This is a genomic window from Deltaproteobacteria bacterium (assembly GCA_029210625.1).
GTDB lineage: Bacteria > Myxococcota > Myxococcia > SLRQ01 > SLRQ01 > JARGFU01.
This window is the reverse complement of the sequence record JARGFU010000006.1, coordinates 47,581-62,083: the sequence shown is the minus strand read 5'-3', so window position 1 is coordinate 62,083 and position 14,503 is coordinate 47,581. Positions and strand designations below refer to the sequence as shown.

General features: G+C 72.3%; 14 protein-coding genes. 8 read left to right on the top strand and 6 right to left on the bottom strand.

Going from position 1 to position 14,503, the window contains the following annotated elements; genetic code table 11:
• Nucleotides 1–25: 25 nt before the first annotated feature.
• The 5 genes from P1V51_07165 (at nucleotide 26) to P1V51_07145 (ending at nucleotide 4,790) form a co-directional block, all read left to right on the top strand.
• Complete coding sequence (locus P1V51_07165) at nucleotides 26–859, top strand: hypothetical protein (GenBank protein MDF1562805.1); 834 nt, start codon at nucleotides 26–28, stop codon at nucleotides 857–859.
• Nucleotides 860–861: 2 nt separating this feature from the next.
• The gene (locus P1V51_07160) at nucleotides 862–2,055 is read left to right on the top strand and encodes a hypothetical protein (protein ID MDF1562804.1); all 1,194 of its coding nucleotides are present in this window, start codon (nucleotides 862–864) and stop codon (nucleotides 2,053–2,055) included.
• 38 nt (nucleotides 2,056–2,093) lie between these two features.
• On the top strand, nucleotides 2,094–3,209 hold the full coding sequence (locus P1V51_07155; protein MDF1562803.1) for a DUF6340 family protein: 1,116 nt from the start codon (nucleotides 2,094–2,096) through the stop codon (nucleotides 3,207–3,209).
• 261 nt (nucleotides 3,210–3,470) lie between these two features.
• Complete coding sequence (locus P1V51_07150) at nucleotides 3,471–4,157, top strand: DUF2461 domain-containing protein (GenBank protein MDF1562802.1); 687 nt, start codon at nucleotides 3,471–3,473, stop codon at nucleotides 4,155–4,157.
• The gene (locus P1V51_07145; protein MDF1562801.1) at nucleotides 4,158–4,790 is read left to right on the top strand and encodes a DUF1648 domain-containing protein; all 633 of its coding nucleotides are present in this window, start codon (nucleotides 4,158–4,160) and stop codon (nucleotides 4,788–4,790) included.
• On the opposite strand, the gene P1V51_07140 is transcribed toward P1V51_07145, so the two are convergent.
• The 6 genes from P1V51_07140 to P1V51_07115 form a co-directional block, all read right to left on the bottom strand.
• Nucleotides 4,753–5,310, bottom strand: coding sequence for a hypothetical protein (locus tag P1V51_07140; protein ID MDF1562800.1), 558 nt, complete (start codon nucleotides 5,308–5,310; stop codon nucleotides 4,753–4,755). The two genes, P1V51_07145 and P1V51_07140, sit on opposite strands and share 38 nt — an antisense overlap.
• Before the next feature lie 8 nt (nucleotides 5,311–5,318).
• Nucleotides 5,319–6,515, bottom strand: a complete 1,197-nt coding sequence (locus tag P1V51_07135) for a dipeptidase (GenBank protein MDF1562799.1) — start codon at nucleotides 6,513–6,515, stop codon at nucleotides 5,319–5,321.
• 170 nt (nucleotides 6,516–6,685) lie between these two features.
• Nucleotides 6,686–7,429 carry a hypothetical protein gene (locus P1V51_07130; protein MDF1562798.1) on the bottom strand — a complete coding sequence of 248 codons (744 nt, stop codon included), beginning with the start codon at nucleotides 7,427–7,429 and terminating at the stop codon, nucleotides 6,686–6,688.
• Between the two features lie 31 nt (nucleotides 7,430–7,460).
• Complete coding sequence (locus P1V51_07125) at nucleotides 7,461–9,038, bottom strand: hypothetical protein (GenBank protein ID MDF1562797.1); 1,578 nt, start codon at nucleotides 9,036–9,038, stop codon at nucleotides 7,461–7,463.
• A 22-nt stretch (nucleotides 9,039–9,060) separates the two neighbouring features.
• Nucleotides 9,061–9,912: an amidohydrolase family protein gene (locus P1V51_07120; GenBank protein MDF1562796.1), complete on the bottom strand. Its 852-nt coding sequence runs from the start codon at nucleotides 9,910–9,912 to the stop codon at nucleotides 9,061–9,063.
• Between the two features lie 97 nt (nucleotides 9,913–10,009).
• On the bottom strand, nucleotides 10,010–11,653 hold the full coding sequence (locus P1V51_07115; protein ID MDF1562795.1) for an ATP-binding protein: 1,644 nt from the start codon (nucleotides 11,651–11,653) through the stop codon (nucleotides 10,010–10,012).
• A gap of 119 nt (nucleotides 11,654–11,772) precedes the next feature.
• Here P1V51_07115 and P1V51_07110 point away from each other — a divergent pair, with 119 nt between their 5' ends.
• Genes P1V51_07110 through P1V51_07100 form a run of 3 tightly spaced genes read left to right on the top strand, consistent with a single transcriptional unit; the run spans nucleotide 11,773 to nucleotide 14,409 of the window.
• Entirely contained in the window at nucleotides 11,773–12,792 is a 1,020-nt protein-coding gene (locus tag P1V51_07110; GenBank protein MDF1562794.1) for an AgmX/PglI C-terminal domain-containing protein, read from the top strand.
• An 18-nt stretch (nucleotides 12,793–12,810) separates the two neighbouring features.
• Entirely contained in the window at nucleotides 12,811–13,638 is an 828-nt protein-coding gene (locus P1V51_07105) for a macrocin O-methyltransferase (GenBank protein ID MDF1562793.1), read from the top strand.
• Between the two features lie 3 nt (nucleotides 13,639–13,641).
• On the top strand, nucleotides 13,642–14,409 hold the full coding sequence (locus P1V51_07100; GenBank protein MDF1562792.1) for a hypothetical protein: 768 nt from the start codon (nucleotides 13,642–13,644) through the stop codon (nucleotides 14,407–14,409).
• The last annotated feature ends 94 nt before the right edge of the window (nucleotides 14,410–14,503 follow it).

The window sequence follows — 14,503 nt, the reverse complement described above, 5'->3', positions numbered from 1 at the left end:
TGACGTACCGGCCGAGGGAGGAATCATGCGACGTCTCTCGTTCTGCGTGGCCGCGCTGGCCGCGCTCTCGCTCTCGACCACCGCGCTGGCCCAGACCACCACCGACCCCCTCGGTGGGACGGTGGACACCGCCTCCGACGGGGACACCACCGACTCCTGGGCCGACGAGGGCACGGCCTCCGAGCCCGAGAGTGAGGCCACCGGGGGCACCGAGACCGGCGAGGCGCCCTCGATGAATCCCCTGGGCGAGAGCGCGCCCACCGCCTCCACCACGGTGGTCCCCGAGGTGAAGGACGAGACGCCGCCCCAGCCCGAGGACCGCACCGGCTCCTTCGGCGTGGGCGTCGAGGGAACGATGGGCTTCCGGCTGGCGCCCGCCACCGAGAGCACGGGTGGCAGCGAGCACACCCTGCGCCTGCCGGCCCTCTCCCTCGTCTACCCCGCCTCGGCCCTCTTCCACTTCCAGGTGCTGGCCGGCGCGGTGCTCGCCCTGGGCTCCGGCTCTCCGGCGACGGTCCAGCTCGGACTGACCCTGCGGGGCATCTACCTGGGCCTGATCCTCTCGCGGACCGTCTACCTCACGATCCCCTTCGGCCTGGGCTACACGATCACCCGGGGACCGGACTTCAGCGGCCTGTCCACCACGGCCCACTACTTCCACCTCGAGGCGGGCCTCCGGCCCGAGTGGTTCGTGACGAAGTTCTTCTCGATCCACACCCAGGCCGGCGCGGTGATCAGCCTGCTGACCGGCAACCAGGCCTTCAGCGGCGGCCCGACCTACGATCCCGGTGTCGGCCTGAACCTCTTCGCCAACACCGACCTGATGGCCCAGGCCGGCTTCACCGTCTGGTTCAACTGAAGGTGAGGCGCTCGAGCCCCGCGTCCCTGATCTGCCTCGGCGCCCTCCTCTCCCTCGCCCTGCCGGCGAGGGCCGAGGAGGCGCCGGCGCCCACCCCCGAACCCGCACCCGCGCCGGAGCCTGCACCGGAGCCAGCGCCGCCACCGGAGCCCACGCGCCCGAGCGTGTCCCTGATGAACCTGGAGGCCGGCGCCGGGGTGAAGCAGGAGGCGGCCGAGGCGGCGACCCAGTGGATCGAGGGGTGGCTGGTCCACTACGACGTCTACGAGATCACCTCAGCCGAGCAGCTCCGGGCCATGATCGACTTCGAGGCCCAGAAGCAGCTCCTGGGCTGCATCGACGAGAGCTGCGCCGCCGACTTCGGTGAGCTCCTGAAGACCGACCGTCTCCTGGCCGGCAAGCTGACCCGGGTCGGCTCCTCCGCCCGGCTCAACCTCGCGCTGATCGACACGCGCGCGGGCCGCCGCCTCTCCAGCGCCACCCGGATGGTGGTGATCGAGACCAACATCGAGCCCCTCCTCCAGGAGACCGCCGGACTGGTCCACGAGCTCCTCTCCCGGGACCCCGGGGTGAAGGCGCTGCCGCCGGTGCCGCCGCGGCGCCCGCCGCCCACGGTGAAGCAGACCGCCTACCCGACCCTCTCCGACCTGCGGAAGGATCCTCGCAACGGCTTCTCCCTGGGGGTCGCGGCGGGCCTGCAGGCCGGCGCCCCCGTCTTCCAGCTCGCCCTGCACGGTCAGGGCGGCGCGGTGGGGATGGGCCTCGAGCTCGGCTGGCTCGATCCCAAGGGCCCGATGAACGGGATCCTCCTGCGGCCCGAGCTGCGGATCATGCCGATCGCCTGGAGGTTCCTCGCCCCCTTCGTCGGCTTCGCCGGTGGCATCGTCTTCTTCAACGACGCGACGGCCCCCAACCCCGGCCGCTGGGACGAGGCGGCCGGCGTGGAGCTCCCCTGCAGCACCGACGAGGGGGCGGCCACACCCTGCGACCGGAAGCTCTACCGGGCGCTCCTCGGCCCGCGCCTCGGCGTGCAGGTCGCCTTCGGCCACTTCCAGGCCCTGCTCATGGCCTCCTACGAGCTCGAGGTGCACGTCGCCGACGCCTTCGTCGGCGGCGCCACCGGCACCGACACCGAGTCGGAGCCCGACCTCGCCAAGGGCCTCGGCTTCCAGCTGATGCTCGGCCTGCGGCTCTGATCCTCTCGACCGAAACGAAAGAAGCGAAAGGCAATCTCATGGATCGTCTGCTCCGCGGTGGCGCCCTCGCCCTCCTCTCCCTGGCCCTCCTCTCCACCGGCTGCATGGGGGGCGTGAAGCTCCAGGTGCTGGCCTCGGCGCCGGTCACGGTGCCACCGAGCGTCCAGAAGGTGGCGGTGGTCGATCGCAGCACACCGCGCAACGCCGGTCAGGGCTTCCTCGACGCCCTCGAGGGGGCCCTCACCGGAGAGGACATCATGGCCGACCGCGACGGCGCGCAGGCCGCGGTGCAGGCGGTGGAGCGAGCGCTGATCGACTCGCCTCGCTTCGAGGTCGTCGGCGCCCCCGGCCTCTCCCGACGGGATCTGGAGTCGAGCCCCGACGATCGCCCGGCGAGCTGGCCCCTCATCGATCGCATCTGCAAGCAGGCGGGCTGCGACGGCGTCGTCTCCCTGGAGATGTTCGACTCCGACACCGGCGGCATCCAGTTCCCCAGCACCCAGGCCAGCTCGGGCTCCAGCAGCCAGAACGTCCGCGGCTCACGCGAGGCCCGGGTGACCGTCACCATCCGCTTCTACGACGCCCGGCAGCACCAGGTCGTCGACGAGATGGTCCGGCGCCGGATCGACGAGACCTTCACCGCCGAGGGGGAGACCCCCGAGCAGGTCCGCAACAACCTGGCCAACGTCCGCAGCCAGCTCACCAAGCTGGGGCAGGAGGTGGGCGCGGCCTACGGGCGCCGGGTGGCTCCCAGCTACGTCTGGGTCAGCCGCAGCTACTACACCCGCGGCCACCCCCTGCTGCAGGACGCCAAGCGCCACGTGCGGGCCAGCGACTGGGCCGGGGCCGTCCGGATCTGGTCGCAGCTCGCCGGCGAGACCGGCGACCCCAAGCTGAAGGGCAAGGCTCACTTCAACCTGGCCCTGGCCTCCGAGCGCACCGGCGACCTCGATCACGCGGTGGAGCTGGCCCAGCAGGCGGCCGTCGAGCTGGCCAACGGCCGGGCCCGCAGCTACCAGACGGCCCTCGAGCGTCGGCGCGCGGACGCCCGCCGCCTCGACGCCCAGATGGAGACCGCCCAGCCGGCACCCGCCGCGCCGACGACCCCCCAGCCGGTGCAGCCCACCCAGCCGGCCGGCCGCGGTCCGCTCTAGGACAGGAAGCGGAAGCGCTCCCAATCCTTCTCCTCCCGCAGGTGAGAGGCCAGCGCGGCGCCACCGAAGCCCGCGATGCATCCGATCATCAAGACGAAGAAGAAGGTGCCCATGGGGGCCTCCTTTGAGGGGATGAGGGTTCGGCCCCGGGAGTAGCAGGCTCCGTGCCAGCCCTCGCTCCTGCCAGGATCGGGCCGCTCTCGGGGAAGATCGGGCCACCCCTGGTGGGCGCGGCCCCCAGGCCAGGGGTATCGTCACCCCATGTCCAGCGCCCACTTCTCCCCCGCCCTCTTCGCCTACCTGAAGGACCTGAAGCGCAACAACGACCGCGCCTGGTTCAAGGAGCACCAGGATCGCTACGAGTCCGCGCTGCGCGAGCCCTCCCTCGCCTTCATCCGCGACTTCGAGGCTCCGCTCGAGGCGATCAGCCCCCACTTCGTCGCCAGCGCGAAGAAGGTGGGCGGGTCCCTCTTCCGCATCCAGCGCGACACTCGCTTCGGCAAGGACAAGACCCCCTACAAGACCCAGGTGGGGATCCACTTCCGCCACGAGCAGGCGAAGAGCGCCCACGCCCCGGGCTTCTACCTCCACCTCGAGCCGGGCGAGTGCTTCGTCGGCGTCGGGCTCTGGCGCCCCGACCCGCCGGTGGCCCGCCAGATCCGGGCGGCCATCGCCGAGGACCCGAAGGCCTGGAAGAAGGCGATCTCGGGCAAGGCCTTCACGGCCAGCTTCGCGCTCTCCGGTGAGAGCCTCAAGCGCACCCCCAAGCCCTGGAGCGACGATCACCCGGCCGCCGAGGATCTGCGCCGCAAGGACTTCATCGCGGTGAAGCAGGTGTCGGTCGCCGCCGTGACGAGCCCCGGCTTCCTGAAGGAGGTGGCGAAGGACTTCAAGAGCGCCGCCCCGCTGATGCGCTTCCTCTGCCAGGCCGTGGACGTGCCCTTCTAGATGTTGCGCTGGCTCTCCCCCCTGCTCCTGATCCTCGGGCTGCTCGTCCTGCTCCTCCTCTGGGGACGGGTCCCCGAGGTCTGGCCGGTCCACTGGGGGCCCGGGGGGCAGCCCGACGGCTGGTCCCACAAGGAGGGCGTGACCGCCTTCCTCCCCTTCCTCCTGGGGGCCCTGGTCTGGGCCGCCCTCGAGGCCGTCGCCCTCTTCGTCGTGCGGCAGGGCAAGGCGCTGCCGGTCCTCTCGAGCGGCTACGTGGCAATGGTCCGCTGGGTGGCCGTCGCCATCGTCCTCGCCACCGTCTACACCGGGCTGGCCCTGCCCCTCCTCCAGCCGCCGGTGACCGTCTCGGTGGCCGTCATCCTGCTCGGCGTCGGCCTCGCCTGCGCCCTGGGCTTCTGGAGCATCCTGGACGCGGCGAGGAAGAGCCGCGAGGCCGGGGAGGAGCTGCCCGAGGGCTACGGCGCGCTGGCCTACAAGAACCCCGACGATCCGCGGATCTTCGTGCCCAAGCTCTTCGGCATGGGGCAGACCCTGAACTTCGCCCACCCCTCTGCCTGGCTGATCCTGGCGGTGATCCTCGCGCTGCCCGCCCTCGTCATCGGCTCGGTGCTGCTGGCGACGGCCGGGCGCTGAGCGCCTCGAGGAAGAGCGCGGCGGTGAGGGGATCGGTCGGGGGCGCCTCCTCCGCCGACGCCCGCAGGCGCTTCCGTAGCCGGCGGCGCTCGGCCTCGAGCTCGGGGCGCACGGCCCCCTCGCCCGGGGCGGGCGCCAGGAGGACCGGGAGGGCAGGGTGCCGGCCGCAGATCTCCCGCTCGAGCGGGGTGCCGCAGGGCGGCGTCTCCGATCGCGGGTCCTCGATCCCCGCCCCTCCAGCCGGCGCTCCGGGGAGCTGGCGGCTTCGTCCCACCCGCGCGAGGGAGCGGCGGAGCCGCAGCGCGAGGGCGGACCCGGGCTCCTCGGCCTCGAGCGCCGGGAGCACGACCGCGTAGAGGTCCCGCTCCACCTTGCTCATGGGCGAGAGGGGAGGCTCGCGCGGACCGGCGTCGGCCAGCTCCTTCGCCTTCCAGAAGGCGCCGAGCTCGAGGCCGACGACCACGACCGCGACGATCCCCAGGGGGACGAGGAAGAGGATCGGGCGGCGCCTCCCGGCCATCGACATCTCTACTTCCCGGAGGCGGCGTGGGCCTCGACCGCCCGCCAGACCCGCATCAGGTTGCCCGAGCAGATCTGCGCGACCTGGGGCTCGGTGTAGCCCCGCCGCAGGAGCTCGGCGATCAGGGCCGGGTACCTCGATGCGTCCTCCAGGCCCACCGGCACGCCGGGGCCGACGCCGTCGTAGTCGGAGCCGAGGCCGACGTGGTCGACGCCGGCGAGCGCCACCACCCGGTCGATGTGATCGACGACCTGGGCGAGGGTGGCGTCGACCCGGGGGTGGTGCTCGTCGAGGTAGGCCTCGATCTTCGCCCGCTCCTCCTCCTCCTTCCAGGAGAGCCCCTGGGCCTCGGCGTAGGTGTCCCCCGCCTTCCAGCGCGCCTCGGAGGCCTTCTGCGCGGCCTCGGAGACGAACATCGAGCCGAAGTTCACCATCACGATCCCGCCGCCGGCGGCGATGCCCTTCACGCCCTCGTCGTCGAGGTTGCGCTCGAAGCCGGGGGTGAAGTGGCGCAGCCCCGAGTGCGAGGCGATGACCGGCGCCTCGGCCACCTCGAGCACCGCGCGCAAGGTCTCGTCCGAGACGTGGGAGACGTCGACCATGAGGCCCAGGCGGTTCATCTCCTTCACCACCGCGACCCCGAACTCCGAGAGCCCGTGGTGCAGCCGCTCCTCGGGCTCCTCGTAGGAGGAGTCGCCGATGCGGTTGTTCTTCGAGTGGGTCAGGGTGACGTAGCGCACCCCCCGATCGTGGAAGTGCTCCAGGTTCGCGAGATCGTCCTCGAGGGCCGAGCCGTTCTCGATGCCGAGCAGGGTGGCCAGCTTCCCCTGCGCGAAGCGCTCCTCGACCTCGTCGGGGCTGCGGGCCAGGGCCATCCGCTCGGGGTGGGCGGCGACCAGGCCCTCGACCAGATCGATGAGGGCGTCGGCCTGCGCCTTCGAGGCGCCCGGCTCCGCGGCGAGCTTGGGCGAGACGTAGATGGCGAGGAAGGGCGCGTCCAGCCCACCGGCCTCGGCCCGGGGAAGATCGAAGTCTCCCTTCTCGGTGCGCTGGCCGATGTCCTCGGTGAGCGCGCCGCTCTCGTCGCGCCCCTCCCAGAGGCGATAGGGCAGGTCGATGTGACCGTCCACGATGAGCAGCTCCCTCGCGAGCCGCGCGGCCCGGGCCTCGAGGGGCTCCTGCTCCTGCATCTTCTCCTGGGTCATCGATTCACCTGCGCCTGGCGTCGTCCTGCATCCCCCCGCGCCGATCAGCGCGCCGCCGAGGGCGAGGCAGATCGGCAGGAGTCCCGCTCGTGGTTCCAGCATGCCCCACGACTACAAGAACTCGGGGCCGAAGGCGAAGCCCTCGGCCGGGGACCTTCCCGCCGGGCGCCCTAGGGGACGAGGACCAGGTCGGTGAACTGGACACAGGCCCCGCCCGGCACCGGCGTCGAGACCCAGGTGATCGGGTCGATGCTCACCTCCACCAGCCTCACCGAGTAGAGGTTGATCGTCGCGTTCCCCAGGCGCGGCGACTCGTTGCCCACGATCTCCATGTAGCCCTCGGAGGGGAAGTACTGCCGCACCGCCCCGTTCGGCCCAACATCCTCCAGCACCATCAGGCACTGCTCGCAGGTGGCGTAGTTGTCGTTGGGGGGCGCCGCCAGGTTGAAGGCGCCCGTGAGGTCCGAGAAGAAGAAGAGGTGGGTCTCGTCCGGGTCGGCGCCGCCCAGCGCCGGGTTCGGGGTCCCCAGGTAGTAGTTGGGCCCGGAGATGAAGCTGTAGTTGTCCAGCGCGGAGATCTCTGCGCAGGGCGTGACCACGTCGGCCAGGCCACCGTCGTCCCCGCCATCGACGCCGGCGTCGGAGCTGGCGTCCGGCGTGCCCCCGTCATCCCCTCCGTCGTAGCCGCCGTCGTAGCCAGCGTCGGGCGTGCCCCCGTCATCCCCCCCGTCGTAGCTCGCGTCCGGTGCGCCCCCGTCGTAGCCGCCGTCGGTGCCGCTGTCCGGCGCCGCGTCGACCGAGCCGGCGTCGCTCTGGTGGCCGTCGTCGTCGACGGGCTCCCCGCAGGCGGGGGCGAGGAGGATCCAGGAGGCCGCCAGGAGCAGCGGGGCGAACGTCTGCGGGTGGACGCGCATCCGCGGATGATACGCGATCGGTCGCGAGCCGTCAGAGTGAGCCGCCGCCCTCGGGCCGGGCGAGGGCGCGCAGGCCGGCCAGCAGGCGCGGCAGGCGGGCCGAGAGCCGGGCCGCCTCGGCCTCCTGCGCGGCCCCCTTGGCGCGCACGAAGCGCGCGAGCCGGCGGCGCTCCGCGCGGGGCCAGCCCTCCAGATCCGGCAGGAGGGCCAGGGTGGGCGCGAGCCCCGGCAGCGCCGGCTCCCGCGGGTCCAGCTCGAGCACCTTCGCCACCGAGCGCACCGAGGCGCGCCGCGCGCGCTCGCGATCACCGGCGAAGCGCCGCGCCACCTGGGCGCTCTCGGCCGCGCCGAGGCCGGCCAGATCCAGGGGCCGCAGGCGGCCCCCGGAGAGATCGAGGTAGGCCTCGGTATGCGAGAGCCGGCGCAGCGTGCGGCGATCACAGCGGTAGCCGGGCTCTCTTCGCATCCTCTCCTCCTCCCGGAGCGCCAGCTCGGCGATGACCGGCTCGGTCGGGAGGAAGCCGAGCTTCCGGTAGAACCAGAAGGCGCCGGAGGCGATCGCGTCGGGGTTGCCCACGCCCATGCCGTAGCGGTCGAGGAAGAAGTACTCGACGCCCAGGTGGTGGTGGAGCACCCGCATCAGCTGGGCGTAGATGTTCCGGATCTCGGCGCCGCGGAACTCGGGGAAGAGGTTGATGCCCATCTCGCAGCAGCCCCCGAAGACGCCGGCCGGCCCGTAGGCCAGCGGCACCCCGTTCTGGACGATGCCGAAGAAGGAGATGACCTCCCAGGGGCCGCGCCAGTCGGGGTGGGTGCCGATGAGCAGCACCTCGAGGCCCCGCCCGCAGTCGGCGATCCAGACCTCCTCCGGGTTCGGGTAGATCAGCGAGTGGATCTCCAGGCTGCGCGCGCAGAGCGCCTGCAGGGCCAGGTCGATCTCCCGCGGCCCGCCTCGCCGCAGCCTCCCGAGGGGGGAGCGGATCACCGGCGGCAGGGGGAAGCGGCTGCGGTCCGGCGGGCGGCGGCGGTAGCTCACCCGCCCGGTGGGGAAGGCGATCCGGGTGCTCGGCGGTCCGGCGTAGCGCACCGGGAGCTCGCAGCGCTCGAAGAGGAGGACCCGCGCCTGCCCCGGGAGCGACGAGCGCTCGAAGAGCCGCAGGAGGTGCTCGAGGTCCGTGCAGCCGGGCTCCGGGCGCGCGAGCGAGAACCACTCCTCGACGCCGAGATCGCCCGACTCGAAGGCCTGCCGCTCTCCGGGGGGGAGGAGCACCTCGAGGGCCTCGATGATCGGGCCGTCGTCCGGCAGCAGCTCCCAGTCGAACTCGAGCGCACCGGGGAAGAGGCGGACCAGCCTCTGCAGCACCCCGTAGGAGTACTCGTAGACCACCTCCTCGGCGGGCAGCTCGGCCGCGAGCCGCTCGGCTGCCCGGCGCACCGCCGCGTCGTCCGGATAGGCCCGCAGGTAGTTGACCGAGGCGGCGACGCCGCGCCGCTCACGGCGCCCGAGCGCGCCGCGCTCGCGGAGGTCCTCCAGCAGCCGCACCTTCTCGGCCGCGAGGCGCCCACCGCGCTGGTGGGCGACCTCTGCCAGGCGTCTCGCGTCCCCCATCTCGTTCGCGAAGGGGTCCGCCCTAGTCCAGCTTGAAGACCCGCTTCGGGTTCTCGAAGAGCATGGCGTGGGAGGAGTCCTCGCGCAGGCCCAGCTCGGCCCACTGATCGAGGTAGCGCTGCCAGTCCAGGCCGTTGGAGCCGAAGAGGATCTTCTGGCTGCCCACCCGCGAGTTGAGGAAAGCGAGCAGGGTCGGCGAGAAGTACTTGGGCAGCCAGGCGCTGGTGGAGAGGTAGACGTTCGGCCACTTGGAGATGACGGCCAGCGCCTCCTCGACCCAGGGCCAGCCGGTGTGGGTGCCCACCAGGGTCAGGTCCGGGAAGTCGCAGGCGATGCGGTCGAGCTGGATCGGGCGGCCGTGCTCGCTGGGCATGGCCTCCAGGACGTGGCCGATCTGCATCGAGACGGCGATCCCCAGGCTCTCGCAGAGGGCGTAGAGGGGGTACATCTTCCGGTGATCCAGGCCGATGTCGTAGCCGTAGATGTGGAGGTAGATGCCCTTGTAGCCGTGCTCCTTCACGTCCCGCTCGACCTTCTCGAGGCTGGCGCGGATGTGGAAGGGATCGTAGTCGGCCAGACCGTAGACCCGACCCGGGTACTTCTTGGTCATCTCCGCGATCTCGGAGGTGGTGTCGTTGGCGAAGCGGGTCTGGCGCGGGTAGGACCAGGCGAGGAGATCGGTGGCCAGGATGGTCTGCACTCCAGCCGCGTCCATGGCCGCGATCAGCTCCTCACCGTTCTCGTAGCCGTCGCCCCAGGCCTGCTCGACCTTGCACTTCAGCTCGCCCGCGGAGTTGGTGGCCTCCACCCAGCTCTGCTTCCAGCTCTTCAGGAGGAGAGGGAAGAGGGTGTCGATCGCGCGCAGCTCGCTCATGAGATGGCTCCTTGGAGGTCGCCCCGGGGACGGGGGTGGGAGGAGGCCCCTCTCTACCAGAGATCTCCCCGGACGATGAGGTGCGCGGCGGGGGCGCTCAGGCCCCGCCCGGCGGCGGGCGCTCGAGCGCGGCCCGGACCCGGGCCAGGAGCCGCTCGCCCGAGAAGGGCTTCTCGAGCAGGTCGATCTCCAGGGGGCCGTCTCGGAGGTCGGCCAGGAGCTCGGCCGTGTAGCCCGAGGCGAAGAGGACCCGCGGCAGCCTGCCCTCCTCGGCCAGCGCCTGCACCAGGGCCGGCCCCCCCATCCGGGGCATCACGACGTCGGTGAAGAGGAGGTCGACGCAGCGGCCGGGGTTCTCGGCGTGGAAGTCCCGCCAGGCCGCCAGGGCGTCCACCCCGTCCCGGGCGACCAGCACCCGGTAGCCGGCGCGGGAGAGGATCTTCACCGCCAGGTTGGAGACGACCGGCTCGTCCTCCACCACCAGGATCGTCTCCTGGCCGGCCGGGGCCTGCTCGACGGCCGCCGGCTGGATCGCGCCGGGCTGGACGACGCTCCCCGCCGGAAGGACGGGGAGGAAGACCGAGACCCGGGTCCCCTCTCCCGGCGCGCTCTCGATGGCGATGGCGCCCTGCGCCTGCTTCACGATCCCGTAGACCGTGGCCAGGCCGAGGCCGGTGCCCTGGCCCACCTCCTTGGTCGTGAAGAAGGGCTCGAAGGCCCGGCCGAGGGTCTCGTCGTCCATCCCCCGGCCCTGATCCCGCACCTTCAGCCTGGCGTAGTGGCCGGCCGGCAAGCTGCCGCTGCTCAGGGTGCGGGCCTCGCCGAGCTCGAGCTCACCGATCGACACCTCGAGGACTCCTCCCTCCTGCATGGCGTCCCGGGCGTTCGTGCAGAGGTTGATCACCACCTGCTCGATCTGGCCCGGATCCCCCCGCACCAGGACCCGCGCCTCGGGATAGCGGATCTCGAGGCGGATGGCCTCTCCCAGCAGGCGCCGGAGGAACTGCTCCAGGCCGCGCACCACGGCGGAGAGCTCGAGGTTGCGAGGCTGCAGCTCCTGCTTGCGGCTGAAGGCCAGGAGCTGCCTGACCAGGTCCGCCGCCCGATCGGCGGACTCGATGATCCCCTCGAGGTACTCCTGCCCCGCGGCCTCCTCGCCCAGGTCCCGGGCCAGCAGGTCGGCGTTGCCCAGGACCCCGACCAGGAGGTTGTTGAAGTCGTGGGCGATGCCGCCGGCCAGGCGGCCGATGGCCTCCATCTTCGAGGTCTGGCGCAGCTGCGCCTCCAGCCGCTTGCGCTCGGAGATGTCCCGCCAGACCACGTGGAGGCTGCGCCCCGCCTCACCCTCCACCGCCGTGAGCAGCACCTCGACCGGGAAGACCTCGCCGTCGGCCCGCCGGTGCATCCACTCGAAGCGGTGGCTGCCCTGCTCGAAGGCCAGGGCGATCATCTCGTTGGCCTTCTCGTAGGAGGGGCGCCCGTCGGGCTGGCAAGCGGGCGAGAGCTCGGAGGGGTGGGTCTGGAGGACCTCCTCCCGGCTCCCGTAGCGCAGCATCTCCACCGCCGCCTGGTTGGCGTCGACGAAGCGGTCCCCCTCGATGATCAGGATGGCGTCCGCCGAGCGCTCGAAGAGCTCGCGGTAGGTGTCCCGGCCGGTCGGGGAGACGGAGGGCTCCGTGGCGCTCGCCGAGCTTCCCCGCGGCGCGTCCGGTTGCGGCTTTCCCGAGCTCCCGTCGGACATCCGTTCCCGTCTTCCCATCTTCACCGGACCCCCGGGCCCGGCGTGACTCGCCCTCGAAGCAGAGCACCCTCGCGGGCGCACCGCAGGAACCCGGGGCTCCGGGCGCGGTCCAACGAGGCATGACGGATCCCACCCCCACCCCGCCCGCCCCGCCTCTCCCCGATCCCGAGCACCTCGCCTTCGAAGCGGGGCAGCGCGACTACCGCTTCACCCGGATCCTCTCGACCTCGCTGATGGCGCACCTGCTCTTCATCGGCGCCCTCCTCTTCACGCCCCTCGACCCGCTCTCCTTCTCCGAGGAGATGTTCCGGGATCCGAACCGCTTCACCGCGCTCCTGATCCGGCCGCCGGAGCGAAAGGCCCACTTCGGCGGCCCACTCCTCGAGCGCCCCCGGGCGATCCCACGCAAGGAGGAGGGCACCTTCGGGCGGCCCGACGCGGCGCGACGGGCGGCCGCCCCCTCGCGGGAGGGCGCCCCGCTGGTGGACGTGAGCCGGCGGGAGCGCGACCGCGAGCGGATGATGAAGACCGGCCTCCTCGGTCTCCTCAACGACGAGGAGCGGCGCGCGGAGGCCTCCAACATCTTCGGCCCCGCGGGCCTCGGCAGCGGGATCAACAACGCCCTGGGCGCCCTCACCCCGGGCGCCTCGATGGGCGACGCCCACGGCGTGGGCGGCCTCGGCTCGCGCGGCCTCGGTCCGGGCGGGGGCGGCGACGCGGTCGGCATCGGCGGGCTGGGGACCCGGCGCGGTGATCGCGGCCCGGGCGGCCCCGGCGGCCTCGAGCTCGAGGGGCACGAGCGGGAGCCCCCGCCCCTGGAGCCCGAGGCGACCCTCGTGCGGGGCGGCCTCGACCGTGAGGTCATCGCGCGGGTGGTGAGGCGCCACCAGAGCGCCATCAAGTACTGCTACGAGCGCTCGCTCCAGAAGGACCCCGAGCTCCACGGCAAGGTCGCGGTCGTCTGGGTGATCGACGGCACGGGCGCCGTGGCGAGCGCCGAGATCGCCCGCTCGACCCTGGACGACGGTGAGGTCGAGGCGTGCATCCTCCAGCGGGTGCGGCGCTGGCGCTTCCCCGAGCCCCGGGGCGGCGGGGTGGTGCAGGTGACCTACCCCTGGATCTTCAAGCCGAGCAGCTAGGCTGCTAGACCGCCAGCCGTGCGGTCCTCGCCAGCCACGCCCCGCGCCGCCGGGCGCCGTCCCTCCTCGACCTCCCGCCTGCTGCGGCGCGGGCCCGGCTCCCTCTACCGGCAGGGGCAGTCCCTGCGCTTCCTCCTGACCCGGGATCGCCGCGAGGTCCTCGACTTCCTGCGCGCGGACTACCCCCTCGCGCTCTCCCGCCGGGCGCGCCTCGCGCTGCTGCGGGACTTCCTGCGGACCACCCACGCCCTGCGCGGCTACCACACCCTCGAGGAGATGTTGCGGGTCTGCGACCGCATCTTCCGGAGGGCCGGCCAGGGCGAGGTCGTGGTCGTCGAGGCCGGCAGCGGCTCGGGCTCGAGCACGGCCAAGCTCTCGCTCGCGGTTCGCAAGGTGGGCGGCCGGCTGCTGGTCTTCGACACCTTCCAGGGCATCCCCGAGAACGACGAGCGCCACGAGCACCTCGACGGCCGCCCCCTGGTCTACCGCAAGGGCGCCTTCCGCGGCCGCCTCGAGTCGGTCCGCCGCCACGTCGAGCGCTTCGGCGCGCCGGAGGTCTGCACCTTCCACAAGGGCCTCTTCGAGGAGACCCTCCCGGGGCTCGACGCGGCCATCGACGTGGCCCTCCTGGACGTGGACCTCATCGCCTCGACCCGCGTCTGTACCCGGCACCTCTTTCCCCTGCTGAAGCCCGGCGGGGTGCTCTTCAGCCAGGACGGTCACATCAGGGCCACGGTGGAGCTCTTCGCCGACGAGCGCTTCTGGCGCGAAGATGTCGGCGTGGCGCCCCCCGCCATCCCCGGCCTCGGCGAGCAGAAGCTGCTGGAGATCGTCCGTCCGGCCTAGGTCGTGAGCAAGAGGAGGATCGCGGGGATCGCGCGAGGTGATCTCCCGCTCCACCAGGAAGAGCAGGCGATCGAAGAAGGCGGCTCGCGCCGGGCGACGCCGTGGCCGGATGATCCAGCGCCCGTCCTCCTCCCGCGCGGCGGTGCCGAAGACGTAGACCCGATCACCGTCCTCCAGGGTGGCGGTCGTCTGCTCGGCCTCCTTCACCAGCCGCCGGGTGAGGAGCAGGAAGTGGGCGGCGTCGCGGCCCGCCGCGGTGGCGGTGGGATCGAAGAACTCCGCCTCGCCCGGATCGATCCGGATCCTCTGCTCTCCTTCCTCCAGGAAGAAGGGTCGCACCTGCTTCTCGACGACCTCCTCTCCGCTCTGCTTCTTGGTGACCCGGTGGCGCAGGAGGGGACCGCTCTCTCCCTCCGGCGCCCGGGCGACGCCGACCAGCTCGACCGGCCCGGGTCGCAGCTCGCGCAGGGAGAGGGTCTCGGTCTGCTCCAGCAGCCGGATCCGGCGCCGCACCAGGTGGGTGACGCTGCCGATGATCCAGAGCGCGAGGAGCAGGGCGCAGGCCGCCGAGATCCGGGTGACCGGGGGCAGCTCGTTCAGGATGTCTCCACTGTAGGTGAGGAAGGGCACCGAGACGCTGACCTCCCCCTTCAGCTCGAAGAGGTAGGTCTTCCAGAGGTGGTTGAAGGCGACGAAGGGACACATCCAGGCCAGGATGACGAAGGGCATGAAGGGCAAGCGCGCGGCGACGTAGACCGGCGAGTGGGGTGAGCGCTTCTGCCGGAAGCGCTTGAGGTCCTCGAGGAGGAGGGCGACCGGCCCGAGCAACGCCACCGAGGGGGCCAGCTCGCCGAGCCCGTAGGCC